The organism is Pseudomonas sp. Z1-12, from assembly GCF_051132015.1.
In the GTDB taxonomy this organism is placed as follows: domain Bacteria; phylum Pseudomonadota; class Gammaproteobacteria; order Pseudomonadales; family Pseudomonadaceae; genus Aquipseudomonas; species Aquipseudomonas zanjanensis.
Genome location: NZ_CP071647.1, coordinates 1892712 through 1917998 on the forward strand (window position 1 = coordinate 1892712; position 25287 = coordinate 1917998).

Below are 25287 nucleotides of genomic sequence, written 5' to 3' on the forward strand. Positions count from 1 at the left end.
GCAGGCGGTGATTGTCGCATGAAGATTAATCGCCGTCGGCTCTTCTGCGCGATCGGTTTATTCGGGACAATCAGGCCTTTGTCACAGGGAGTCGGGAATGGCTGTGCGCTGGGATATTTTTTGCACCGTCGTCGATAACTATGGCGACATCGGTGTCACTTGGCGCCTGGCTCGGCAATTGGTGGCCGAGCACCAATGCGCGGTGCGGCTCTGGGTTGACGATCTACGCGCCTTCGAACGGCTGTGTCCGGAAATCGATATCACCCTGTCCGAGCAATGGCAGCAAGGCGTACAGGTGCGCCACTGGTCTGCGGACTGGCCGGCTACCGAGGCCGCGGAGGTGGTGATCGCCGCTTTTGCCTGCCAATTGCCGAGTGCCTACATGGAGGCGATGGCCGAGCGCCCGACCGCGCCCTTGTGGATGAACCTCGATTACCTGAGCGCCGAGGACTGGGTGATCGGTTGCCACGGCTTGCCGTCGGTCAAATACAAACACGTGCAGAAATACTTCTTCTTTCCGGGCTTTCGGGAGGGAACAGGTGGCTTGCTGCGTGAGGCCGGTTTGCTGGAGCGTCGTCGGCAATTCCAGCAGGATGCCGAGGCTCAACGTATTTTCCTGCAAGGATTGGGCGTCGAGCGGGCGCCGGAGACTTGCCTGATCTCGCTGTTTGCCTATGAGAACGCAGGTTTGGCGAGCTGGTTTGACGCAATGGCAACCGATGCCCAGGCGTTCCATGTGCTGGTTCCCGAAGGGCGGGTGTTGGGCGATGTCGAGCGTTGGCTCGGTGTCGAAGGCCTGAAGACCGGTGCGCTGCATCGACGCGGCGCGCTGACGGTGCAGGTGCTGCCGTTCGTCCGCCAGGACCAGTACGACCATTTGTTGTGGTGCTGTGATTTCAATGCCGTGCGCGGCGAAGACTCCTTCGTGCGCGCCCAATGGGCCGGCCGGCCGCTGCTGTGGCATATCTACCAGCAGGAAGAGGACGTCCACCTGGAAAAGCTCGAGGCGTTTCTCACCCTCTACAATCAGGGGCTTTCGCCAGCCGCGCAAAAAGCGACCAGTGGTCTGTGGCGGGCCTGGAATGCCGGCCAGGACATGGCCGAACATTGGAAAGCCAGCCGCGAACAGCAGCCGGAACTGCTCGAACACGCCCAGGCGTGGTGTCTGGAACAGGCCTCGCGACCCGATCTTGCCGCAGCGCTGGTGAAGTTTTATGTAAATTGGATATGATACGCGGCCTAGATTTTTGTAAATCCCATCCAAATTCGGATATTCGCAATGAAAACTGGTAAAGAACTGAAACCCGGGACCGTGATCCGTCTCGAAAACGATCCTTGGCTGGTTCAGAAAGCTGAGTTCACCAAGTCGGGTCGTAACAGCGCGATCATGAAGACCAAGCTGAAGAACCTGCTGACCGGTTACAAGACCGAGATCGTCTACAGCGCCGACGACAAACTGGACGACGTGATCCTCGACCGCAAGGAAGCGACCCTGTCCTTCATCAGCGGCGACACCTACACGTTCATGGACACCACTGACTACACCATGTACGAGCTGAACGCCGAAGACATCGAAAGCGTTCTGCCGTTCATCGAAGAAGGCATGACCGACGTCTGCGAAGCCGTGTTCTTCGAAGAGCGCCTGGTTTCCGTAGAGCTGCCGACCACCATCGTGCGTCAGGTTGACTACACCGAAGGCTCCGCTCGCGGTGACACGTCCGGCAAGGTGATGAAGCCTGCCAAACTGAAGAACGGCACCGAGCTGTCGGTTGCTGACTTCATCGAAATCGGCGACATGATCGAGATCGATACCCGCGAAGGCGGTTCCTACAAAGGCCGCGCTAAATAAGCGAAGCCTTCTGTATAAAAAAGCCCGACTATTGAGTCGGGCTTTTTTATATTTCTATTTCGACCCGGCCCCTGTGGCGAGGGAGCTTGCTCCCGCTGGGCTGCGTAGCAGCCCCACCCCAGGCAACTCGGTCATCCAGTCATACCGCATTGACCCGATGACGACTGCTGCGCAGCCGAGCGGGAGCAAGCTCCCTCGCCACAAAAGCTTCGGCGTGCAGTCACTTCAGCTTCGGCGTGCAATTACTTCAAGTGCTGCTTGAGCTCTTCGGACACCTGCAACATCGCCGAACGCACCGCCGGCACTTGGCTGACCACGTTGAGCAAGCCATAGTCGTGGATCATGCCGTTGTACCGTACAGCCGTGACCGGGACACCGGCCGCGTCCAGCTTGCGAGCGTACGCTTCACCTTCGTCGCGCAACACGTCTGCCTCGGCGGTCTGTACAAGCGCGGGCGGCAGGCCCTTGAGTTGCGCGGTGGTTGCCCGCAATGGCGAGGCATAGATCTCGCCGCGTTGCCCGGCGTCGGTGGTGTAGTTGTCCCAGAACCACTTCATCATGTTTTTGCTGAGGAAGTGACCTTCAGCGAACTGGTTGTAGGACGCCGTCTCGAAGCTGGCATCGGTCACCGGCCACAGCAATGCCTGGAAGCGGATCGCCGGTGTGCCTTTGTCCTTCGCCATCAAGGCTACGACCGCCGCCATGTTGCCGCCGACGCTGTTGCCCACCACGGCCAGGCGCTTGCCGTCGACATTGATTTGCTTGCCATGCTCGGCGACCCACTTCGTCGCCGCATAGGCCTGGTTGATCGCCACTGGATAATGCGCCTCGGGTGAGGGCGTGTAGTTGACGAATACCGCGACAGCACCCGAACCCGCCACCAGATCCCGAACCAGTCGTTCATGGGTCGGGAAGTCGCCCAATACCCAACCACCACCGTGGAAGAACATGAACACGGGCAACTCATCCTTGACCCCGGCTGGGCGAACGATGGTCAGGCTGATCGATTGGCCGTCGACCTTGATGGTCTTCTCGCTGACATCGGCCTTGGGCAGCGTCAACTTCACACCTGCCTGGGCGCCGACCAGTACGGCACGTGCATCCTTGGGCGACAGCTGTTCCAACGGCTTGCCGGTGCCGGCATTCAGAGCGTCGAGAAACGCCTGGGTGTTGTGTTCGACGATGCCGTCGGCGAAGGCGCTGCTGACGCTGAGGGCGAGAAGAGTACCGGTCAAGACTTTGCTGAGCGTGTTCATGTGTATCTCCTTAAGTTCGGGTCCAGGGGCTGTGGTCAGACGGCGACATGCAGGCGCACATCGACGTTGCCGCGGGTGGCGTTGGAGTACGGGCAGACTTGGTGAGCCGCGTCCACCAGGCTTTGTGCGTCGGCTTGGTCCAGGCCCGGCAGGCTGATGTGCAGGTCGATGTCGAGGCCGAAACCGCCGGGGATCTGGCCAATGCCGACATGGGCGGTGATCGAGGCGTCGTCCGGGATCTTGCGTTTGCTTTGGCCAGCCACGAATTTCAAGGCGCCGATGAAGCAGGCCGAATAGCCGGCGGCGAACAGCTGCTCAGGGTTGGTCGCCGCACCGCCTGCACCGCCGAGTTCCTTGGGTGTGGCGAGTTTGACGTCGAGGATGTTGTCGCTGGAGATGGCACGACCGTCACGGCCGCCAGTGGAAGTTGCGATTGCGGTGTAGAGAGTTTGCATGATGATCGCCTCGTTTCTGGGTTGGGTGTTTTGCGCTAAATGTTTGCGCGCTAAGTAGGTGTGGAGATAATGTATAGCGCTAATATTTTGTGCGCAAGATAAATTTTCGAGATGCCATGGAACCGGCGATCTGAAAAGGCCTGAAAGCCTTTAGCTAGAGCGGTTATTGAGCGTAAAAATTTTTTGAGGAAGGGCAGGGGTTAGACAGGGCTGCCGCTATCGCGAGCAAGCTCGCTCCCACACTGGATCTGCGGTGAACACAAAATTCATGTCCGACACAAGACCCCTGTGGGAGCGAGCTTGCTCGCGATAGCGGTGGATCTGCACAGAGGATGTTGGATGTGCCGCCGCTTTCGCGAGCAAGCTCGCTCCCACAGGGATTAGCGGTGTTTTTAAAGGCTGTCTTGCAAATGCCCGCGCAGCGCCTGCAGGTCAAGTTGCAGTTTCTTCAACTGCTCCAGGGTCTGGCCGCTGGCGGCGAGGATGCATTGGGGGATGTCGAGGGCTTTTTCCCGCAGGGCACGGCCCTGTTCGGTGAGTTCGACAATCACCACGCGTTCGTCCTCACGGCTGCGGGTGCGGCTCAACAGGCCTTCGGCCTCCAGGCGCTTGAGCAGTGGGGTCAGCGAGCCAGGGTCGGTCAGCAAGCGTGTGCTGATTTCACCGACGGTCAATCCGTCCTTTTCCCACAGCACCATCATCGCCAAGTACTGCGGGTAGGTCAGGCCCAAGGCCTGTAGCAGTGGTTTATAGACTTTGGTCATCAGCAGTGACGTGGAGTGCAGGGCGAAGCAGACCTGGTTGTCGAGCAGCAGGGCTTCGCAGGCTTCGGGGGTGTCGCGCAGGGTGTTCATGGCAAAACCTTCAAATCAATGATCGTTATGAATCTAGCGGGCAAATCTTTAATGCGCCAGATAATTCTGACGACCTGATCAGATGTCCCGTTTCCCCGCTGCCGCCGACTGCGTAGGATATGCGCCCTAAGGAAAGGGGAATCGTCTTGTTCGAATTTGTGCAGTTTTTGCTGTTTGGTGCCGTTTTGGGCACCTTGGGAGGATTGTTCGGGATCGGTGGCGGCCTGATTGCCATTCCGGTGCTGGGCGTCTGGTTCGGCCTTGACCAGCAACTGGCCCAAGGTACGGCGCTGGTCATGGTGGTGCCCAACGTCATGCTTGCGTTGTGGCGCTATCACCAGCGCAATCGCATCGAGTTGCGCCATGTCCTGCCGTTGGCTTCCATGGGGTTCTGCTTTGCCTGGCTCGGCTCGATCTGGGCCGTGGGGATCGACGCGGACCGCATGCGGATCGGCTTCGTAGCGTTCCTCATTGCGCTGACACTCTACAACCTGGTCCGCATGTTCGCCGCCACTGCACCGGCATCGGCGCAGATGCGTCATGGCTGGCCATGGCTCGCCGTGCTGGGGGCCGCATCCGGCACCATGGGCGGTCTGTTCGGTGTTGGTGGGGCCGTGGTCGCCACGCCGATCCTGACCAGCATTTTTGGCACCACCCAGGTGGTTGCCCAAGGCTTGTCCCTGGCGCTGGCCTTGCCCAGTACTGGCGTGACCCTCGCCACGTACGCGTTTCACCACGAAGTGGACTGGAGCATCGGCCTGCCGCTGGCCATCGGTGGCCTGCTGAGCATCAGTTGGGGAGTGAAAGTTGCCCACGCGCTGCCGGAGCGGCTGTTGCGCGGGCTGTTCTGCGGTTTCCTGGTGCTGTGCGCGGTGCTGCTCGCCTTTAAAGTTTGAAACCTTCGACGATGTGTTCGGCCAGGCACTCGGTGATCGGCGACGGGTTGTGCAGGTTGCGGATCAACATGATGCTGGCCTCGGGCAGTTCCGGCAGGTCTTCGGCCTCGCCGAGTACGCGCATGTCCGGGGTCAGCAGGCTTTCCAGCTGCGCCGTGATTGCCAGGCCAGCCCCCACCACCGCCATGAGCGCCGACAGGCTCGAGCTGTTGTACGCCACGCGATAATCGCGGCCCATGGCATCCAATGCGTTGCACGCCCATTGCCGGCAGAAACAATCGCTGTTGAACATTGCCAGCGGCAGCGGTGTTTGTTCGTGAACGTTGAAGCAGGCGGCTTCGGCCCAGACAAAGCGCTCCTTGCGTAGCAACTGGCCGATCTCGTCCCCCGGTTTACGGGTGACGATGGACAGGTCCAGGTCCTGGCGCAGCAGCAACTGCTTGGACGATTCGCAGTGCACTTCGATTTCGATCAAAGGGTAGAACTGGGCGAAGCGTTGCAGGATGCCCGGCAGGAAGCGCATCACGTAATCGTCCGGCGTGCCGATGCGCACCGTACCGACCATGTGCGGTTCGCGCAGGGTATTGAACACCTCGCTGTGCAGCTTGAGGATCCTCCGGGCATAACCCAGCAGCACCTGGCCTTCGGCGGTGAGCTTGACCTGGCGCCCGTCACGCTCGAACAGTCGTCGCTGCAACACGTCTTCTTCCAGCCGCTTCATCTGCATGCTGACAGCGGACTGGGTGCGATTGACCAATTCCCCGGCCCGGGTGAAACCGCCCTGGTCGGCGATGGCGACAAAGGTGCGCAGCACTTCCGTATCGATGCTCGGGTAACTCGACAATTGATCAATCTCCGAGATGTATTGCATAAGAAACATTCGTTGGATTGATCTTAGCGTTAGCGCGAGACTTGAGCCATCCCCAACGGAGGACATCACGATGAAAGGTCAAAAAGGTTATCTACTGATAGACAAACTCTCCCACGGCTTCTCGGTCAGTGCTCTGCTGCATAAGGTTAGTCGCTGGTACGAATTGCACCACGAACGTGAGTTGCTGGCCGGCATGAGCGACGAGGCGCTCAAGGACATTGGCGTGAGTCGTGCCGATGTAGAGCAGGAAGTGGTTCGGCCATTCTGGGATGACCCAATGCACAAATGAGCCATCCTTTCCTACACAAACCCCTTATTGGTGAGGTAGGTTGCGAGCAGACAAGGAGATCTCCATGCCCGCGACTGTGTCCTTTACCCTCAAACAGGCCCGGCGTCTGGCGTTGGCCGCCCAAGGATTCGATGGGCGGTCGTCGCCAGCTTCGGTGCAACCCTCGCGCCTCAACCGCCTGATCGAACGCCTCGGCGTCCTGCAGATCGACTCCGTCAATGCGTTGGTGCGCTCGCATTACCTCCCGCTGTTCTCTCGCCTCGGTCACTACAATCGCGATTTGCTCGATCAAGCTGCCTGGAGCCAGGGCCGACGTCGCACGCTGTTCGAATACTGGGGTCATGAGGCGTCGCTATTGCCGATGTCGATGTATCCGCTGATGCGCTGGCGCATGAATCGGGCGTCGGGTGGCGAAGGGATCTACCAACAATTGGCGCGTTTCGGCCAGGAACGCCAGGATGTCATCCGCCGTGTCCTGGCGGCGGTCCAGGAGCAGGGCGCTCTTGGCGCAGGCAGTTTGTCCACACGCCAGGAAAAGGCCGGGCCGTGGTGGGACTGGAGCGCTGAGAAGCATGCGTTGGAATGGTTGTTCGCGGCAGGCGAAGTCACGGTAGCCGGGCGGCGTGGGTTCGAGCGGCTCTATGACTTGCCCGAGCGGGTACTGCCGGCTTCGATCCTGCAGCAACCGCTGCCGGACGAAGCCCAGGCCCAGCGCGCCTTGCTGGTACATGCCGCCGAAGCCCTGGGCATCGCGACCGAGAAAGACTTGCGCGACTACTTTCGCCTCGACCCGGCCGACAGTCGCGGGCGCCTGGCCGAATTGGAGGAGGCTGGGGAACTGCTGCGTTGCCAGGTGCAAGGCTGGAAGCAACCGGCCTGGTGCCGGCCCGCGGTGAAAATTCCTCGCAAAGTTGCCGCCAGTGCCTTGCTGTCGCCGTTCGATTCGCTGGTCTGGGAGCGCGGTCGTACCGAGCGGTTGTTCGACTTTCGCTATCGGTTGGAGATTTACACACCGGTGCAAAAGCGGGTGTATGGCTATTACGTCCTGCCATTTCTGCACAACGAACGAATTGCCGCCCGGGTCGATCTGCGGGCGGAGCGGGCCTTGGGACAGTTGGCGGTGCATGCCGTGCACGAGGAGGCGTCGGGGCTGGACGAGGAAGGGATGCAGGCTCTTGCACTGAACCTGTGGCGCATGGCGCGGTGGTTGGGGCTGGAGCGGGTTCAGCTCAATTGCCGGCGGGAGGGTGGGGTGCGGTTGGCGGTGGCGTTGGCACAGATCGAGGGTGACTGAGCGGGCGTCATCGCGAGCAAGCTCGCTCCCACAAGGGATCTCGGGTGGCCACAAGTCTTGTGTTCACCGCCGATCCAATGTGGGAGCGAGCTTGCTCGCGACAGCAGTCTAACCGGCGAAGAAGAACCTAGCGCCGAACCTGTTTCAACGTCTCGGCAATCAAAAACGCCAGTTCCAGCGACTGATCGGCATTCATCCGCGGGTCGCAGTGGGTGTGGTAGCGGTCCGACAGCCCGTCTTCGGTAATCGGCCGCGCGCCGCCGATGCATTCGGTGACGTTCTGTCCGGTCATTTCGATGTGAATCCCGCCAGCGTAGGTGCCTTCGGCTTCGTGGACCTGGAAGAACTGCTTCACTTCACCGAGGATCTGCGCGAAGTCCCGGGTCTTGTAGCCACTGCTGGCCTTGATGGTATTGCCGTGCATCGGGTCGGAGCTCCACAGCACCTGCTTGCCTTCACGCTGCACGGCGCGCAACAGTGGCGGCAGGTGTTCGCCGACCTTGTTGGCGCCCATCCGGGCGATCAGGTTCAGCCGGCCGGGATCGTTGTCCGGGTTGAGCACGTCGATCAGGCGGATCAGGTCGTCCGGGTCCATGCTCGGGCCGACCTTGACGCCGATCGGGTTGTTCACCCCGCGCAGGAATTCGACATGGGCGCCGTCCAACTGACGGGTACGGTCGCCGATCCACAGCATGTGGGCCGAGCAGTCGTAATAATCGTTGGTCAGGCTGTCACGGCGCACGAAGGCTTCTTCGTAGTTGAGCAGCAGTGCTTCGTGGGCGGTGAAGAAACTGGTTTCGCGCAGTTGCGGCGAGCTGTCCATGCCGCAGGCACGCATGAATGCCAGGGTTTCGTCGATGCGGTCGGCCAAGTGGCTGTATTTTTCTGCCAGGGCTGAATTGGCGATGAAATCCAGGTTCCATTTGTGTACTTGGTGCAAATCGGCAAAGCCGCCCTGGGCGAAGGCGCGCAGCAGGTTCAAGGTGGCGGTGGACTGATGGTAGGACTGCAGCAACCGCTCCGGATCCGGTACGCGGCTTTTTTCGTCGAAACCGATGCCGTTGACGATGTCGCCGCGATAGGCCGGCAGTGTCACGCCGTCGATGGTTTCGTCGTTGGCCGAGCGCGGCTTGGCGAACTGCCCGGCCATGCGCCCGACCTTGACCACCGGGCAACCGGCGGCAAATGTCATGACGATCGCCATCTGCAGCAGCACCTTGAAGGTGTCGCGGATCTTGGCCGCCGAGAATTCGGCGAAGCTTTCGGCGCAGTCGCCGCCTTGCAGCAGGAACGCCCGGCCCTGGGTCACCTCGGCGAACTGACGGCGCAACTCCCGGGCTTCACCGGCAAACACCAGTGGCGGATAACTGGCCAGGGTCTGCTCCACCTGCAACAGGTGCGCGGCGTCGGGGTAGCGGGGTTGCTGCTGGATCGGCAGGGCGCGCCAGCTGTCAGGGCTCCAGGGTTGGCTCATCATGATCTCTAGGTGGTTTACGCTCGGGCGCTCATGTTATCAGCAAATTAGTGCGTGACCTGTTCCGCTTGCTTCGCGGACAATCGCGCCTTTGCCCCGTATGCGCAGGCCCATGCCCGCCCGGCAACATCAGGAGATGAAATGACTGAGGAGCGCGTCGAGCATTTGCTCGCCGAGGTGCACGACGAGTTCGGCATGATCCGCGTGTTCGAAGTGGCCGATTACCGGTTTCTCGAGTTTGGCGATGCCATCGAGCAGAGCTGCGTGTTCACGGCCGATCCCAGCTGGCTCGAATATGACTACACCCGCGCCATGCTCATCGGTGCGTTGTGTCACGAGCAGCCGGAAAGTGCGCTGTTCCTGGGGCTCGGCGCCGGTACGCTGACCCAGGCCTGCCTCAAGTTCCTGCCGCTGGAAGATGTCGAAGCCATTGAGCTGCGCCCCGACGTGCCGCGCCTGGCCATCGAATACCTGGGGCTGGACGACGATCCGCGACTGTATATCCGCGTTGGCGATGCCTTGGAATTGCTTGAAACGGCGGAGCCGGCGGACCTGATCTTCGTCGACCTCTACACCGATGTCGGCCCAGGCGTCGGGCACTTGGCCTGGCGGTTTCTGGAAAACTGCCAGAAACGCCTCAACCCCGGCGGCTGGCTGGTGATCAACCAATGGGCTACCGACGACGGCAAGCCGTTGGGCGCGGCGCTGTTGCGTGGTTTGTACCACAGGCATTATTGGGAGCTGCCGGTGAAAGAGGGCAACGTGATCCTGATCGTGCCGGCGGACCTGGATCAGGAACTGGATATGCAAGGGCTGGTGGCCAGGGCCGAAGGGTTGGCACCGCGATTGGGCTATTCGTTGCAATCGTTGATCAAGGCCATTCGCCCGGCGACCTGATCAGGGACGCCAGGAGTTTTATGGCCGGTGAGTTCCCCTGTGGCGAGGGAGCTTGCTCCCGCTCGGCTGCGAAGCAGACGCCTGGGTTGATCTCTGAAATTGAAGGGGGCCGCTTCGCGACCCAGCGGGAGCAAGCTCCCTCGCCACAAGGGCAGAGGCGTCTGGAGGTGAACCGTTTTAGCCGGTTGTCCCCGGGCCTGGGGCAGCGAGCCCCATAACGGGGTTTGGCAATAAAAAAAGCTCCCTTTTTGGGCGAATTCCGGTATAGTGCGCGCCGGCCTTTAGCCGGGCCGCGTCAAGGTAGCGCAATTCTCCGGAGTCAGCTTCGGTTGCGTGTCCGCACAACGGATGCTTCCACGACGTTCTTTTTCCATTCATTCGTTTTCGCAAATCCCCGCCGACAAAGCAGCCAGGGCGACTCTTGAGTCTCAACACGGCATGCGCAGCTTTGGAGCATGGGTCTTTGCGGATGCACTTAGAGGCAGACCCATGACCCAGGAAACCGGCGGCTTCGCCGCTTTTAATCTCAACCCGAACATTCTTGCTGCCGTCACTGCGACCGGCTACGAAGAACCTTCGGCGATTCAGCAGCAATCGATCCCGATCATCATGGCCGGCCACGACATGATTGGCCAGGCGCAAACCGGTACGGGTAAAACCGCTGCGTTCGCCCTGCCGATCCTGCATCGCATCGATCCTGCCAAGCGCGAACCGCAAGCCCTGATCCTGGCGCCAACCCGTGAGTTGGCGCTGCAAGTAGCAACCGCTTTCGAAACCTACTCCAAGCAAATGCCTGGCGTTACCGTTGTGGCCGTTTACGGCGGCGCCCCGATGGGCCCACAACTGAAAGCCATCCGTAACGGCGCGCAGATCGTTGTCGCCACCCCGGGTCGTCTGTGCGACCACCTGCGTCGTGACGAAAAAGTCCTGGCTACCGTGAACCATCTGGTTCTCGACGAAGCCGACGAAATGCTCAAGCTGGGCTTCATGGATGACCTGGAAGTCATCTTCAAGGCCCTGCCAGCGACTCGCCAGACCGTATTGTTCTCGGCCACCCTGCCGCAATCGATCCGTGCCATTGCCGAGCGCCACCTGCGCGATCCGCAACACGTGAAGATCCAGACCAAGACCCAGACCGTCACCGCGATCGAACAGGCTCACCTGCTGGTTCACGCTGACCAGAAGACGTCCGCCGTTCTCAGCTTGCTGGAAGTGGAAGACTTCGACGCCCTGATCATGTTCGTACGCACCAAGCAAGCGACCCTGGACCTGGCCAGCGCCCTGGAAGCCAAAGGCTACAAAGCCGCCGCGCTGAACGGTGACATTGCCCAGAACCAGCGTGAGCGCGTGATCGACTCCCTCAAGGATGGCCGCCTGGACATCGTTGTGGCGACCGACGTCGCGGCCCGTGGCCTGGACGTTCCGCGCATCACCCACGTATTCAACGTGGACATGCCGTACGATCCTGAGTCCTACGTTCACCGTATCGGCCGTACCGGCCGTGCCGGTCGCGAAGGCCGTGCGCTGCTGCTGGTCACCCCGCGTGAGCGCCGCATGCTGCAAGTGATCGAGCGTGTGACTGGCCAGAAGGTGGCTGAAGTTCGCCTGCCGGACGCCCAGGCCGTTCTCGATGCCCGCATCAAGAAACTGACCAACAGCCTGTCGCCACTGGTGGCTGATGCCGAATCGACCCACGGTGATCTGCTTGATCGCCTGACCGCCGACATCGGTTGCACCCCACGCGCCCTGGCCGCAGCATTGCTGCGCAAGGCCACCAATGGCCAAGCGCTGAACCTGGCTGCAATCGAGAAGGAACGTCCCTTGGTGCCTAACAACGCACCGCGTGGCGATCGTCCTGAGCGCACCGGTGATCGTCCGGACCGTGGTGATCGCGAGCGTCGTGCACCGATCCCGCTGGCCGAAGGTCGTGCGCGCTGCCGTACTGCGCTGGGTGCCCGTGACGGCATCGCCGCCAAGAACCTGCTGGGTGCCATCCTCAACGAAGGTGGCCTGGCTCGTGAAGCGATCGGTCGTATCCAGGTGCGTGACAGCTTCAGCCTGGTAGAGCTGCCGGAAGATGGTCTGGAGAAGTTGCTGACCAAGTTGAAAGACACCCGCGTGGCTGGCAAGCAGCTCAAGCTGCGTCGCTACCGCGAGGATTGATCGGCTCTCGGGCTGATTGATCGAACATGAAGAATCCCCGACTGGTTCGGGGATTTTTTTCGTCTGTCGTTTGGTCTTCCTTCAGGAAGGTGGCGTGGACGCCATCGCGAGCAAGCTCGCTCCCACAGGGGATTTGTGAGCACCGAAAATTCATTGTGGGAGCGAGCTTGCTCGCGATGGAAGCGACTCGGTCAATCAGTCGAACCGATAGATGTCCATCCCCAGCGTCCCCATGGTGAACCCCCCATGGGCAACACTGAATTTCCCACCCGCACCCCGGGCAAAATACAGCGGCAGCAAGTGCTCGTCGCTGGGATGGCTGCGCACCGCATTGGGCGCCTGGCGGCGGTAGTCGTGCAACGCGGTTTCGTCGTTGGCCGTCAGTTGCTCGACCATCCAATCCCGAAAGGCCTTGGCCCAGGGCTCGATACGGTCAGGGCCGGCATTCCAGTCCAGGTCGCGCAGGTTGTGGGTGATGCTGCCGGAGCCGATCAGCAAGACGCCCTCGTCGCGCAGGCTCGCCAAGGCCTGGCCCACCTGGGTCTGTAACACCGGCCCCTGGCGACTAGGCAGGGAAACCTGTACCACCGGGATGTCGGCGTCGGGGTACATCAACGACAATGGCACCCAGACGCCATGGTCGGACGGCCGTTGAGGGTCGAGGCGGGCCGGCAGGTGGGCTGTGTTGAGCATGTCTGCTACTCGCGTCGCCAGTTGAGGATTGCCTGGCGCGGGGTATTGCACTTCATACAGCGCCGGTGGAAAACCGCCGAAGTCGTGCCAGGTGCGCGGTTGCGGGTTGGCGCTGACCAGCAGGTCATTGCTTTCCCAGTGGGCGGAGACGATGACGATGGCCTCGGGCTTGGGCAATTGAGCGGCAAGGCTGGCCAGCGCCGGGCCGCTGGCGCCGGGCTCCAGGGCGAGCATCGGTGAGCCATGGGAGATAAACAGGCTGGGCAGCATGAACGGACTCCTGAGCGTTAAGATGGGTCATCTTCCGTCAGGTCTATGATCTAAATCTAATATAAGTTTTAGCCCGTTTTGATCGATTTTATGGAGTGAATCATGGAGCCCGAGTTTTGGCACAAGCGCTGGTCATCGAACCAGATCGGTTTTCACTTGCCGGAAGTGAACCCCTACCTGCAACGGTTCTGGCCGCAGCTGGGATTGGCCCAGGGCAGTCGGGTGCTGGTGCCGCTGTGTGGGAAAAGCCTGGATCTGTTGTGGCTCGCTCACCAAGGATATTCGGTGTTGGGCGTGGAACTGTCGGAAAAAGCCGCCACTGATTTTTTCCTTGAGCATCAGCTTGAGCCGGTGGTGAGCGAGGAGGGGGCTTTCAGGGTGTTCCGTGCCGGTGATATCGAGATTCGCTGCGGTGATTTCTTTGCCCTGGGCCCGCAGGATGTTGCCGATTGCACGGGGCTGTACGACCGCGCCGCGTTGATCGCCTTGCCAATGCCAATGCGGGAACGGTACGCGGCCCATCTGCAGAAGATTTTGCCCGGCGGGGTCGGCTTGTTGATTACCTTGGATTACAACCAGGATGAAATGCCTGGCCCACCGTTTTCCGTCGAGGATGATGAGGTGCAGCGGCTGCTGGGAGGTGCCTGGCGGCTGGAGGTCTTGCAGGAGCAGGATGTGTTGGGGGAGAGCTGGAAGTTCTTGCAGGCGGGTGTGAAGAGGCTGGATGAGCGGGTGTATCGGATTTCCAGCCGTTGATGTGTCGGTTGAGATGGCCCCATCGCGAGCAAGCTCGCTCCCACATTGGATGGGTTGTGAACACAGAACCTGCGGTCACCCAAGTTCCCCCTGTGGGAGCGAGCTTGCTCGCGATGGCGTCAGTTCGGGCAGCACACAAATGAGCAGACAAGAAAAAGCCCGCATTACTGCGGGCTTTCTTTTGAGTTACCTATCAGCCCCGACGACGCAGTGCGTCAATACGCTCTTCCAGCGGCGGGTGGCTCATGAACATGCGAGCCAGGCCCTGCTTGATGCCGCCGTTGATGCCAAAGGCGTTCAGGGTGTCGGGCATGTGCACCGGCAGGCCTTGCTCGGCGCGCAGGCGCTGCAGGGCGCCGATCATGGCGCTGGTGCCGGCCAGGCGTGCACCGGCGTCGTCGGCGCGGAACTCGCGTTTGCGCGAGAACCACATGACGATGGCGCTGGCGAGGATGCCGAGTACCAGCTCGGCGAAGATGGTCGCCACGTAGTAGGCGATGCCCTGGCCTTCTTCGTTCTTGAAGATCACCTTGTCGACGAAGTTGCCGATGATCCGGGCGAAGAACATCACGAAGGTATTCACCACGCCCTGGATCAACGCCAGGGTCACCATGTCGCCGTTGGCGACGTGGCCGATCTCGTGGGCCAGCACGGCCTTGACTTCATCGGGCGAGAACCGCTCGAGCAAACCCTGGCTGACGGCGACCAGGGCGTCGTTCTTGTTCCAGCCGGTGGCGAAGGCGTTGGCCTCGTAGGCCGGGAAGATACCGACTTCCGGCATCTTGATACCGGCTTCGCGGGACAACTGCTCGACTGTCTGCAACAGCCATTGTTCGTGACGCGTGCGCGGCTGGCTGATGATCTGGGTGCCGGTGCTCATCTTCGCCATCCACTTGGAGATGAACAGCGAGAACAGGGAACCGGCGAAACCGAACACCGCACAGAAGATCAGCAGCTGAGTGAGGTTGAGGTCAACCCCATTGGCCGCCATGAACCCGTTGAAGCCGAAGAGGCTCAGGGTGATGCTGGCAATCAGCACGACCGCCAGGTTAGTGGCCAAGAACAGCAGGATGCGCATCATGGTTGTGAAAATCTCCTCATGCTAAAGATGTAGCGTTATGCGGGGTATATAAGGTGCTGCCGCAGGCTATTCAACTCGCCGACTATTTCAAACTGTGTCCTACAGCCGTCCTAAATGTTTGAAAGACTTTTCTGAAAATGACAAGGGAAAAGAAATGCGCTGCCTGCGCCCCGTGAACGTTGAGCCCCGCTGCACGTTGGCCGTCCTGCACCGAGTGTAGAAGGCCCGACGAAACCGGCCCGAACGGATATGTTGCTGAATCAAACAGCGTGCGAGGTGAGGACGCCTCGCACGCAGTCCGGCTTATTGACGGTAGGACTTGAGGAAGTTGCCGATCCGGCCAATGGCCTGGTCGAGGTCATCGACCCGCGGCAAGGTCACGACGCGGAAGTGGTCCGGCCATGGCCAGTTGAACGCCGTACCCTGGACCACGAGCAGCTTTTCGGACAGCAGCAGGTCGAGGACGAATTTTTCATCGTTGTGGATCGGGCAGACCTTCGGGTCGATCCGTGGGAAGGCGTACAGCGCACCCATGGGCTTGACACAACTGACGCCGGGAATGTCGTTGAGCAATTCCCAGGTGCGATTGCGTTGTTCCAGCAGCCGGCCCTGGGGCAGGACCAGGTCGTTGATGCTTTGGTAGCCGCCCAGTGCCGTCTGGATCGCGTGCTGGCTCGGCACGTTGGCACACAGGCGCATGTTGGCCAGCATGTCGATGCCTTCGATGTAGCTCTGGGCATGGTGCTTGGGCCCGGAGATGGCGATCCAGCCGGAGCGGAAACCGGCAACCCGATAGGATTTGGACAGGCCGTTGAAGGTCAGGCACAGCAGGTCCGGCGCCAGGGACGCGGTGCACACGTGCACGGCGTCGTCGTAGAGGATCTTGTCGTAGATCTCGTCGGAGAACACCACCAGGTTGTGCTGGCGGGCCAGTTCCAGCATGCCCAGCAACACTTCCCTGGAATACACGGCGCCGGTCGGGTTGTTCGGGTTGATGATCACCAGGGCCTTGGTATTCGGGGTGATCTTGGCCTTGATGTCCGCCAGGTCGGGGAACCAGTTGGCCTGTTCGTCGCACAGGTAGTGCACCGGGTTGCCGCCGGACAGACTCACGGCAGCGGTCCACAGCGGATAGTCCGGAGCCGGCACCAGTACTTCGTCGCCATTGTTGAGCAGGGCCTGCATGGACATCACGATCAGCTCGGACACGCCGTTGCCCAGGTAGATGTCCTCGATGCCGATCCCTTCGACCTGCTTTTGCTGGTAATACTGCATCACGGCCTTGCGCGCGCTGAACAGGCCCTTGGAGTCGCTGTAGCCCTGGGCGGTCGGCAGGTTGCGGATGACGTCCTGGAGGATTTCATCGGGCGCTTCGAAACCAAAGGGCGCCGGGTTGCCGATGTTCAGCTTGAGGATGCGATGGCCTTCCTCTTCCAGGCGTTTGGCGTGCTTGAGCACCGGGCCGCGAATGTCGTAGCAGACGTTGGCGAGCTTGTTCGATTTGCTGACCTGCATGGCGATGTGTTCCCGAAAATGAACGATCCAGGCGGCGTGTGAACTACCGTACTGGGGATCCTGCGTCTGTGCCCAGGCCTGACGCGGTATAGGCGCCACAATCCGTTTGAATGCGCATGACGTGACTGCCAGACTGGCGTCTGACGAGGCGCAATCATACGTGCCGCCCGATCTGCGGAAAAGCGTCGGATCGGGCTTTTTCAATTGCCGAGGTAGGACGATGGAAAAGTTGCAGAAAACCCTTGAAGAATGGCGCGCCATGCTCGACCCGGAGCAGTACAACGTCTGTCGATTGAAGGGCACCGAGCGGCCATTCTCCGGTAAATACAACGAAACCAAGACTGACGGTGTGTACCACTGCATCTGCTGCAGCGAGCCGCTGTTCGATTCGCAGACCAAATTCGATTCGGGCTGTGGCTGGCCGAGTTTCTACGCGCCGATCGAAGGCAGCGCGGTGGTAGAGGTACGGGACGTCAGCCACGGCATGATCCGCACCGAGGTGGTCTGCGCCCAATGCGATGCCCACCTGGGCCATGTCTTCCCCGACGGCCCGCCGCCTACGGGGTTGCGGTACTGCATCAATTCGGTGTGCCTGGACCTGGTCCCCCGGTAGGGACTGTTCACCACGACCCCTGTGGCGAGGGAGCTTGCTCCCGCTGGGCGGCGCAGCCGCCCCAAAACGGCTTGGCGCGGTTTTTCAAGAAGACCGTGTCGGCCGGTTTACGACGGCTGCGCCGCCGAGCGGGAGCAAGCTCCCTCGCCACAGGGTCCCATAGATTCTAAAAAACATCGGGGCGGACAATTAGATTGCACGCAATTGAATCGTTCGCTATCTTCGCCGCCAATCCTATTGATTTTTCGGAGTCTTGCCATGAGCGACAACCTGCTGAGCATCCCGTGCACCACCATCAAGGGTGAGCAAAAGACCCTCGCTGATTTCGCCGGCAAGGCTGTGCTGGTGGTCAACACGGCCAGCCAGTGCGGATTTACCCCGCAGTACAAAGGGCTGGAGGCGTTGTGGCAGACCTACAAGGACCAGGGCCTGGTGGTACTGGGCTTTCCCTGCAACCAGTTCGGCAAGCAAGAGCCGGGCAATGAAGGGGCGATCACCGAGTTCTGCGAACTGAATTTCGGCGTGAGTTTTCCTCTGTTCAAGAAAATCGAAGTCAACGGCGCCAACGCCCATCCGCTGTTCGTCCAGCTTAAACAGCGAGCCCCTGGCGTGCTGGGGTCCAAAGGCATCAAGTGGAATTTCACCAAGTTCCTGATCGGCAAGGACGGCCAGGTGGTCAAGCGTTTTGCCCCGACCACCAAACCCCAGGACCTGACCGGCGAGATCGAAGCACTGCTCAAATGAATGATCTGTCAGTCGATTCGTTGAAGCTCGACAGCCAATTGTGCTTCAAGCTGTACGCTGCTTCCCGTGCGGTGATCCGTGGCTACAAGCCGATGCTCGATCAACTTGGCCTGACCTATCCGCAATACCTGGCGATGCTGGTGTTGTGGGAGTGGCAGGACACGGCCCCGCCACAGCCGACGGTCAAGGCCCTGGGTGAGCGTTTGCTGCTGGATTCCGGCACGCTGACGCCGCTGCTCAAGCGCCTGGAGCAGTTGGACCTGGTCCAGCGCCAGCGTTCAGCCCGGGACGAGCGGGAGGTGCACTTGAGCCTGTCGGCTGCGGGGCGCGCCTTGCGCGAGCAGGTCGGCCCGCTCAAGGCCCGCCTGTTGTGCGACAGCGGTGTCGATCTGGACCGCCTGGGCGCGTTGCGAGACGGTCTCGATCATTTGCTGGGCCAGATCAAAGCGCTGACGTAGTGGGCACCCACTGGTCCAGCACGGCCGCCAGTTCTTCGCGGCGGAACGGCTTGGACAGGTAATCGTTCATGCCGGCCGCCCGGCAGCGCTCACGTTCCTCGGGCATCGCGTTGGCCGTCAGTGCAACGATCGGCAGGTCCGACCAGCGCCCGCTGCGGCGAATCTGCCGGCTGGCTTCGTAACCGTCCATCACTGGCATGTTGCAGTCCATCAACACCAGGTCGAACACCCGCTGTTCCAGTTGATCCAGGGCTTCGACGCCGTGGGCCGCGACGGTGACTTCACAGCCCAACTTGACCAACATGCCCTTGGCCACCAGTTGGTTAACCGGATTGTCCTCCACCAGCAATACCTGTCCGCGCCTGGACGGCACCAGGGTTTCGATCCGTGCGTCGTTGATGGTGGTCGCCTCGTTTTGCATGGCGCGTCGCAGGATCTGGTATAGCGCATGGCGTGCCAATGGTCGGGCCTGTTGTATCAGTGGTGCGAGGGCAGCCGCTTCTTCGCTGGGCATGAAGCTGCCATAGGCGGTCACCAGCAGGATCGGCGCATCAAAGGTCGGTCGCAGGTTGAACAGGCATTCCGGGCAGTCAGTGATCAGCACATCAGGCTTGAGCCCCAGCAGCCCGTCATCGATGGAGCGCCGCACATAATCCAGGCCCCATCCCGGCAGTAGCATGCCTAGCAACTCGGCCAGGCCGCTGCTGCTGGCGGTGATGGCGACGACATTGCCGTGCAGCGGTTCGACCGGCGTTGCCGGAAGATGGCAGGGCAGCGGCAGCTCTGCACAGAACTGACTGCCGAAGCCGGCTTCGGAACTGATCGTCAATCGGCCCTGCATGGCTTCGCAGAGGTTGTAGGTCAATGCCAGGCCCAGCCCGGTGCCGCCAAACTGACGGGTAATCCCGGCCCCGGCCTGGGTGAACGGTTGCAGGATCCGCGCTTGGGCCTCCTGGGGAATACCGATACCGGTGTCGCAGACTTCGATTCGCACGCCGCCTTCGTAATGGCTCAACTTCACGTCGACCCGGCCAAAGCGCGTGAACTTCAATGCGTTGGACAGCAGGTTGCTGACGATCTGGCGCACCCGGGTCGGGTCGCCGATGACTTGTGCCGGGAACTGCGGCTCGATCAGGCAGGCCAGTTCGACACTGGGGGCCGCGTTCTGGGAAAGCAGGTTGGCGGTGTCCTCCACCAGGGCGCCGAGGTCGAACGGGATGCGTTCGAGTTCCAGTTGACCGGCGTCGAATTTCGACAGATCAAGGATGTCGTTGAGCAGTTCGACCAATACCTTGCCTGAGTCATGGGCAATCGAGAGCTGCTGCTGTTGCTCGGCCGTCAGGGGACCGTCCAGGGAAAGGGCGATCATTCCCAGCAGGCCGTTGAGCGGCGTGCGGATCTCATGGCTCATGTTGGCGAGGAACACGGAGCGGGCTTCGGCCATGTCCAGGGCCGTGCGCCGGGCTACCTCCAATTCCTCGTTGGACTGGCTGAGGCGGGCGTTGATGGCCTTGAGTTCGGCGGTGCGTGCCGAGACGATGTTCTCCAGTTGCGCCAGGTATTCGGTCAGGCGATTTTCGGCCGTGCGCCGTTGTTGAATTTCCGTGGAGATATTTTCGAACTGCTGGTTGGCGACGGACACCAGCACGCCGATTTCATCGGACTGGTGGCCGGAAGGGCATTCCAGGCGATTCTGTTCGTTGCTGCTTGGATCGCGGCTGCTCAACTCGCGAATGACCCGCACCAGGGGCTTGGTCAGCATCACGTAGAACAGCGCCAGCAGCAGCCCGGTCAGGATCAGGCTGCGGGCGAAACCGTTGAGCAAGGTGACCTCGGCGCGGCGCAGGAAACGGCTGCCGAACGCATAGGTGTCGACGTCCAGTCGCAGTATGCCCAGGGATTCGCCGGGCAAATGATCCAGGTAGAGCCGGTCCTCGAACTGACGCTGGGCGCCGAACAGGAAGTCGCTGATGAACCGGTAGCTGCTTTGCAGCTCGGGCCGCTTGACGCTGGCCAGCACGGTATTGTTGTTGTCGATCAGCTCGGCCCCGATGATGGCCGGTGAGCGCAACAGGCCCATGGACAGCTCCTGGGCGAGTTCGGCGTCGATGTTGTAGGCGATGCGCGAGGCCGGGTTGTGGCTGATTTCCAGCAACGACAGGATTTCACGGTTGATTGACGCGTCTTCGCTGGCATAATCGATGCCGATCTGCATCAGGCTGAGCAAGGTGCCCAGCACGAAGCCCACCAGGACGGTCAGGCGGGCCTGCTTATAGGAAAGCCGTTGAGTGAATCGGATGTCCATGGAGTGATGAACCACTTACGTTTCCCTTCGCCGGTCAAGCATAGCTGATCATCTCTGAATACCGGTGCAACCGGTTGGTTTTGTGTGAAGTAGACCCGCCATTGGATACGGCGTTTCGTTGCTGTAGCGCCATCATTACTGTGAACCTGTCCGAGGAGAAGACGTGGACTCGCGATTGAATGCTTTTCTTGAGCGCGCCGATGCCGTGCTGGCCCGGATCGAGCCGTTGCTGCCGGCGCCCCGGCCCGCCATCGACTGGAGCCAGACCCTGGCCGCCCGCTGGCAGCGGGACGGGCGCAGCGGCTACCTGCTGCCGCTGCAAGTCAGCCTCGACATGCGCCTGTCGGACCTGATCGGCGTGGATCGCCAGGTCGAACAACTGGGGCGCAACACGCGGCAGTTCATTGATGGCATGCCCGCCAACCATGCCTTGCTCTGGGGCTCGCGTGGCACCGGCAAATCGTCCCTGGTACGCGCCCTGTTGGCCGAACATGCCCAGCATGGTTTGCGGTTGATCGAGATCGAACGCGATCACCTGGCCGACTTGCCCCGGGTGGTCGAGCAGGTGGCGAAACTGCCACAGCGCTTCGTGTTGTTCTGCGATGACTTGTCGTTCGAGTCCGGCGAAGGCGATTACCGCGTGCTCAAGAGCGTGTTGGATGGTTCGCTGGAACAGGCGCCGGACAACGTGCTGCTGTATGCCACGTCCAACCGTCGCCACTTGGTGCCGGAAAAGGAAAGCGACAACGAAAACTGGAAGCGGGTCGACGGCGAACTTCACCCCAGCGAAGCAGTGGAGGACAAGATCGCCTTGTCCGACCGCTTTGGTTTGTGGCTGTCGTTTTATCCGTTTACCCAGGAGCATTTCCTCGACGTCGTGGAGCACTGGATCGGCGAACTGGCGACCAAGGCCGGGCTGGCCTGGGAGCGCGATGAAGCCCTGGAGATACAGGCCGTGCGCTGGGCAACCGGTCGCGGCAACCGCAACGGACGTTGCGCTTATCAGTTTGCCCGTTACTGGGTCGGCCTGAAACTGTTGGAGCACAAGGCATGATCGATTTGAACGCTGCCGGAGAAGGCCTCGATGGCTACGGCTTGTTATCGGCACAGCTGGAATCCTTGCTGGCCGATGAGCGTGATTTCATCGCCAATGCCGCGCAGTTCTCGGCCTTTCTGTTCACGCAACTGGAAGACCTGAACTGGGCTGGTTTTTACCTCAATCGCAATGAAGAACTGGTCCTGGGGCCGTTCCAGGGCCAGATCGCCTGCGTGCGGATTCCCTTTGGCCGCGGCGTCTGCGGCACGGCGGCAGCGACCCGGCAGACCCAGCGCGTCGAAGATGTCCATGCCTTCCCTGGGCACATCGCCTGCGACAGTGCGTCGAACAGCGAGCTGGTGGTGCCGCTGGTCAAGGACGGGCGCCTGATCGGCGTGCTCGACCTGGATAGCCCGGAATTGGCGCGTTTCAGCGAACATGACCAGGCCGGCATTGAAGCGTTGGCTGCGATCTTCCTGCGCCTGACGGATTGCTGATCATGCCTTCAGCCCGGCCTTGGCCAGCAGGCTGTCGGGGTCGACTTCATCGATCTGGTGCGGGTCGAGGAACTGCTCGGCGTAGCTCAGGTAGATCTTTTCCTCGATGAACAGCCCGAACAGTTCGGGATCGATATGGGCGTCACGGCACATGGTGGCCATGATGCCCAGGGCCTCGCTCAGCTTCTTTGCTTTCTTGTAGGGGCGGTCGGCCGCTGTCAGTGCTTCGAAGATGTCGGCAATCGCCATCATGCGTGCCGGCAGGCTCATTTCCTCGCGTTTGAGGCGCTTGGGATAACCGCTGCCGTCCATCTTCTCGTGATGACCGCCGGCGATCTCCGCCACATTGTTCAGGTGGCTGGGAAAGGGCAGCTGGCTGAGCATCAGGATCGTCTGCACCATGTGATGATTGATGACGTAGCGCTCCTCGCGGGTCAGCGTGCCGCGCGTGATGCTCAGGTTATAGAGCTCGCCGCGGTTGTATTTCCAGGCCGGCACATCGAGCTGGAAGCCCCACGGGTTGTCCGCCGGGATCAGTTCGGCCGCGTGGCGCTCGAACAGGTGCTCGGGCTTGTCCGCCAACAGCGGCTCGGTGACCGGTAGCGTCGGCTTGGGCGTACGGGCCTGGCGCCGGTTCTCTTCCCAGGAAACCCCCAGGCGATCGTCGAGGGTCCGGGTCCACGGGCGTTGCGCGATGTGTTGCAAGCGTTGCAGGTCGGCCTCGGCCATGGCTTCGGAGCCCAGGTTGCAGCGCGCGACGAAAGCAAAGTCGTCATCCAGGGCGGTCAACGTCGCGTCACGCTGTTGCGCCAGGGGTGACGACTCGCCACCGTTTGCCACGGCCCGCCAGTAATCGATCCAGGCGTCGCGCTTGAGCACTTCGAAGCGGGTGCGTATCTCGTGGATCCGGTCGTTCAGGGTTTCCAGTTTGGTGGCTTTGTCGACGACGTATTCAGGGGTAGTGACCTTGCCGCAGTCGTGCAGCCAGGCAGCGATGTGCAGGGCTTCCCATTCATCCTCTGTGGGCCGATAGGCGTCGAATGCCGGCGCCTGGCTGGCGGCGGCGGCCTGGGCGAGCATCAGGGTCAGGACCGGCACCCGCTGGCAATGGCCACCGGTGTAGGGGCTCTTGGCATCAATCGCGCCAGCCAGCAATTGGATGAAGGCGTCCAGCAGTTGTTTTTGCTTGGCTTGCAGGCGCTGGCCTTCGATGCTCACGGTGGCGGCGCCGGACACGGCCTGGAGGAAGGCGATGCGGTCGGGCTGGAGTTTTTCCAGGTCGGTTTCGGTGCCGCTGTCGGTGATCAGCAACACCAACACGCCTACGGTTTCCTGGTGACGATTGCGCAGGCGGATGCCAATCAGGTGAACCCGAGGCGAGTCCAATGCCCGCAGGATGCCCTGCAGGTCGGCCGCCTGCTCGAAGCCCAGGGAGGTCACCAGATTGTCCGAGACGGCCAGTTGCTGGAGCCATTGCGGGCTGTCGGCAGCCTGCAACTCATGACTGCGCAGCATGAAGGTCTCGAGGTCCCTGGGCGTGCCATCGATCACCAGCCCGTAGGGCTTGAGCCGATTGTCGTCGTTCTCGCGCAGGTAGATCAGGCCGGCCTGGGCCTGGCCGATTTTTACGGTTTCGAACAGCACCCGCTCCAGCAGTGGGATGAAGCGTGTTTCGGCGCGCAGGCTGGCGGTGATTTCAAAGAAACTCGCCAGGGTTTCTTTCATGCGCGCCATCGAGACGCTCAACTGGTCGACCTCCAGCACCGGGGAGCGGCGTGACACCGGGTAGTTGAAATCGAAGCTGCGAATGGCGTCCGCTTCCTGCACCAGTTCGCGCAACGGCTTGACCAGGATCCTCGACGTCAACCAGCCCAGGGGCAGGCACAGCAGCAGGGTGGCGAGGGTGATGAGCGCGCCTTGCCAGCGCATGCGATAGGCGTTGTCCAGCAGCTCGTCTTCAGGCACCAGCAACGCCAGTTCCAGGCCTTGGGGCCCGCCTTCCTGCATGTGGCTGCGGGAAACGATCCACTGGCGTCCAGCCGCTTCCAGGCGGGTCGTGTCAGCGTTGTCATCGAGGACGGCGGCGATGGCCGGGCTGAGGTCACGGGCCTTGATCAGGCGCGCCGACTGGGCGTCGGCGAGCAGCCGGTCGCTGTCGGGATAACCCACGGCGTTGCCCTTGGGGTCGAGCAGGACGATCTCGGTGCCGGTGGTGACCTTGTGCTTGGCCAGGGTCTGGGACAGGGCCGCCAGGGTCAGGTCGGCGCCGATGACCGCTTGCTCGCCGCTACGCCGGGCCAGGGTGGTGCCGACATTGTGGGTGGAGAAAAAAACGTAGGGTTCGGTGGTGATCTGCTCGGTGCTGTCGGCGGCGCTGCGAAACCAGCCCCGACTGCGCGGATCGTAGGTTTCGTTGGCCATGTCCCGGCGCTCGATGAGCGTCAGGGTCTCGTCGTAGAACAGCGACTGGGAATGGACGGTGCCTTGCTCGGAGGCTCGCTCAACGGTCCAGACCTGATAGACCGCCTCGGCGGGTGCTTGCAGGGCGGTTCTCAGGGCTGGGGTGCGCAATGGTCGAACCATCAGGAAATTGCCACGCTGATCGCCCAGGTACAACGACGCCAGGTTCGGGTTGTCCCGCAGTGCCTGGCTGAAGGGCGCGAGCAGGGCCAGGCGTTGCGCCATCTGCGGCGTGCGCGTCGCCGGGTAATCGGCCAACAGGCTCAACAGGTGGCGGATGGGTTCGTAGGTGTCATACAGGTCCAGGCGCACATCCTGCTCAATGCGGTTGAACAGTTTTTCACTGCTGGAGAGGATGATTTGCGTGGTTTGCCGGTAGTTGAAAATACCCAGCACCACCCCGGTCAACAACAAAAGCAGGGTAAACATCACGCTGATATGGACGTGCAGGGGGAACCGGCGTTTGTCCGGACGCGGTGCGCTGGGCATTGCAGTCACTCCATGGGGGCAGGGGGCGTTCTCGATGGGTGTTTCCGCGTGCAAGGGAAACCGATCGAGAAC

The 25287-nt window shown here is 61.3% G+C and carries 23 protein-coding genes; 13 read left to right on the top strand and 10 right to left on the bottom strand.

The annotated features are described in order from the left end of the window. The first annotated feature begins 97 nt into the window (after positions 1-97). Entirely contained in the window at positions 98-1231 is a 1134-nt protein-coding gene (gene earP / locus J3P85_RS08485) for an elongation factor P maturation arginine rhamnosyltransferase EarP (RefSeq protein WP_434705469.1), read from the top strand. A gap of 48 nt (positions 1232-1279) precedes the next feature. Further along, positions 1280-1849 carry an elongation factor P gene (locus tag J3P85_RS08490; RefSeq protein ID WP_003199385.1) on the top strand — a complete coding sequence of 190 codons (570 nt, stop codon included), beginning with the start codon at positions 1280-1282 and terminating at the stop codon, positions 1847-1849. 242 nt (positions 1850-2091) lie between these two features. Here the strand turns inward: J3P85_RS08490 and J3P85_RS08495 are convergent, their stop codons facing one another. The 3 genes from J3P85_RS08495 to J3P85_RS08505 form a co-directional block, all read right to left on the bottom strand. Then, positions 2092-3105 carry an alpha/beta hydrolase gene (locus tag J3P85_RS08495; RefSeq protein WP_434705470.1) on the bottom strand — a complete coding sequence of 338 codons (1014 nt, stop codon included), beginning with the start codon at positions 3103-3105 and terminating at the stop codon, positions 2092-2094. 35 nt (positions 3106-3140) lie between these two features. Next, the gene (locus tag J3P85_RS08500; protein ID WP_186728124.1) at positions 3141-3560 is read right to left on the bottom strand and encodes an organic hydroperoxide resistance protein; all 420 of its coding nucleotides are present in this window, start codon (positions 3558-3560) and stop codon (positions 3141-3143) included. A 392-nt stretch (positions 3561-3952) separates the two neighbouring features. Beyond that, entirely contained in the window at positions 3953-4414 is a 462-nt protein-coding gene (locus tag J3P85_RS08505) for a MarR family winged helix-turn-helix transcriptional regulator (protein ID WP_053120491.1), read from the bottom strand. A gap of 119 nt (positions 4415-4533) precedes the next feature. Here J3P85_RS08505 and J3P85_RS08510 point away from each other — a divergent pair, with 119 nt between their 5' ends. After that, a complete protein-coding gene (locus J3P85_RS08510) occupies positions 4534-5310 on the top strand; it encodes a sulfite exporter TauE/SafE family protein (protein ID WP_434705471.1) in 777 nt (258 codons plus the stop codon). Here J3P85_RS08510 and J3P85_RS08515 read toward each other — a convergent pair. Further along, entirely contained in the window at positions 5300-6154 is an 855-nt protein-coding gene (locus J3P85_RS08515) for a LysR substrate-binding domain-containing protein (RefSeq protein WP_027912697.1), read from the bottom strand. The genes J3P85_RS08510 and J3P85_RS08515 overlap by 11 nt on opposite strands. Positions 6155-6251: 97 nt before the next feature. Between J3P85_RS08515 and J3P85_RS08520 the strand changes: the two genes are divergently transcribed. Further along, a complete protein-coding gene (locus J3P85_RS08520) occupies positions 6252-6470 on the top strand; it encodes a DUF1127 domain-containing protein (RefSeq protein ID WP_039588913.1) in 219 nt (72 codons plus the stop codon). 64 nt (positions 6471-6534) lie between these two features. Then, on the top strand, positions 6535-7764 hold the full coding sequence (locus tag J3P85_RS08525; RefSeq protein ID WP_434705472.1) for a winged helix-turn-helix domain-containing protein: 1230 nt from the start codon (positions 6535-6537) through the stop codon (positions 7762-7764). A gap of 127 nt (positions 7765-7891) precedes the next feature. On the opposite strand, the gene J3P85_RS08530 is transcribed toward J3P85_RS08525, so the two are convergent. Continuing rightward, positions 7892-9238, bottom strand: a complete 1347-nt coding sequence (locus J3P85_RS08530) for a class II 3-deoxy-7-phosphoheptulonate synthase (RefSeq protein WP_053183144.1) — start codon at positions 9236-9238, stop codon at positions 7892-7894. A 141-nt stretch (positions 9239-9379) separates the two neighbouring features. On the opposite strand from J3P85_RS08530, the gene J3P85_RS08535 reads away from it, so the two are divergent. Then, positions 9380-10135, top strand: a complete 756-nt coding sequence (locus J3P85_RS08535) for a spermidine synthase (protein WP_186705349.1) — start codon at positions 9380-9382, stop codon at positions 10133-10135. 489 nt (positions 10136-10624) lie between these two features. Further along, complete coding sequence (locus J3P85_RS08540) at positions 10625-12298, top strand: DEAD/DEAH box helicase (protein ID WP_014337279.1); 1674 nt, start codon at positions 10625-10627, stop codon at positions 12296-12298. A gap of 195 nt (positions 12299-12493) precedes the next feature. On the opposite strand, the gene J3P85_RS08545 is transcribed toward J3P85_RS08540, so the two are convergent. After that, entirely contained in the window at positions 12494-13261 is a 768-nt protein-coding gene (locus J3P85_RS08545) for a DODA-type extradiol aromatic ring-opening family dioxygenase (protein ID WP_434705473.1), read from the bottom strand. 102 nt (positions 13262-13363) lie between these two features. Here J3P85_RS08545 and J3P85_RS08550 point away from each other — a divergent pair, with 102 nt between their 5' ends. Continuing rightward, entirely contained in the window at positions 13364-14017 is a 654-nt protein-coding gene (locus J3P85_RS08550) for a thiopurine S-methyltransferase (RefSeq protein WP_434705474.1), read from the top strand. A gap of 193 nt (positions 14018-14210) precedes the next feature. On the opposite strand, the gene htpX is transcribed toward J3P85_RS08550, so the two are convergent. Beyond that, positions 14211-15098, bottom strand: coding sequence for a protease HtpX (gene htpX / locus J3P85_RS08555; RefSeq protein ID WP_186705346.1), 888 nt, complete (start codon positions 15096-15098; stop codon positions 14211-14213). Between the two features lie 303 nt (positions 15099-15401). Then, positions 15402-16613, bottom strand: coding sequence for a pyridoxal phosphate-dependent aminotransferase (locus J3P85_RS08560; RefSeq protein ID WP_018603142.1), 1212 nt, complete (start codon positions 16611-16613; stop codon positions 15402-15404). Positions 16614-16833: 220 nt separating this feature from the next. On the opposite strand from J3P85_RS08560, the gene msrB reads away from it, so the two are divergent. From msrB to J3P85_RS08575, 3 genes are all read left to right on the top strand, one after another. Beyond that, positions 16834-17226 carry a peptide-methionine (R)-S-oxide reductase MsrB gene (gene msrB / locus J3P85_RS08565; RefSeq protein ID WP_434705475.1) on the top strand — a complete coding sequence of 131 codons (393 nt, stop codon included), beginning with the start codon at positions 16834-16836 and terminating at the stop codon, positions 17224-17226. A 258-nt stretch (positions 17227-17484) separates the two neighbouring features. Further along, a complete protein-coding gene (locus J3P85_RS08570) occupies positions 17485-17970 on the top strand; it encodes a glutathione peroxidase (protein ID WP_003199416.1) in 486 nt (161 codons plus the stop codon). Continuing rightward, positions 17967-18428 (top strand): MarR family winged helix-turn-helix transcriptional regulator, encoded by a 462-nt coding sequence (locus tag J3P85_RS08575; RefSeq protein WP_122567843.1) that lies wholly within the window; start codon positions 17967-17969, stop codon positions 18426-18428. The genes J3P85_RS08570 and J3P85_RS08575 overlap by 4 nt, the downstream gene beginning before the upstream one ends. On the opposite strand, the gene J3P85_RS08580 is transcribed toward J3P85_RS08575, so the two are convergent. Then, positions 18412-20733, bottom strand: coding sequence for a response regulator (locus tag J3P85_RS08580; protein WP_434705476.1), 2322 nt, complete (start codon positions 20731-20733; stop codon positions 18412-18414). The two genes, J3P85_RS08575 and J3P85_RS08580, sit on opposite strands and share 17 nt — an antisense overlap. A gap of 163 nt (positions 20734-20896) precedes the next feature. On the opposite strand from J3P85_RS08580, the gene J3P85_RS08585 reads away from it, so the two are divergent. Next, positions 20897-21787, top strand: coding sequence for an ATP-binding protein (locus tag J3P85_RS08585; protein WP_434705477.1), 891 nt, complete (start codon positions 20897-20899; stop codon positions 21785-21787). Beyond that, entirely contained in the window at positions 21784-22266 is a 483-nt protein-coding gene (locus J3P85_RS08590; protein WP_434705478.1) for a GAF domain-containing protein, read from the top strand. Before J3P85_RS08585 ends, J3P85_RS08590 begins: the two co-directional genes overlap by 4 nt. On the opposite strand, the gene J3P85_RS08595 is transcribed toward J3P85_RS08590, so the two are convergent. After that, positions 22267-25215, bottom strand: coding sequence for an HD domain-containing phosphohydrolase (locus tag J3P85_RS08595; protein WP_434705479.1), 2949 nt, complete (start codon positions 25213-25215; stop codon positions 22267-22269). Between the last annotated feature and the right edge of the window lie 72 nt (positions 25216-25287).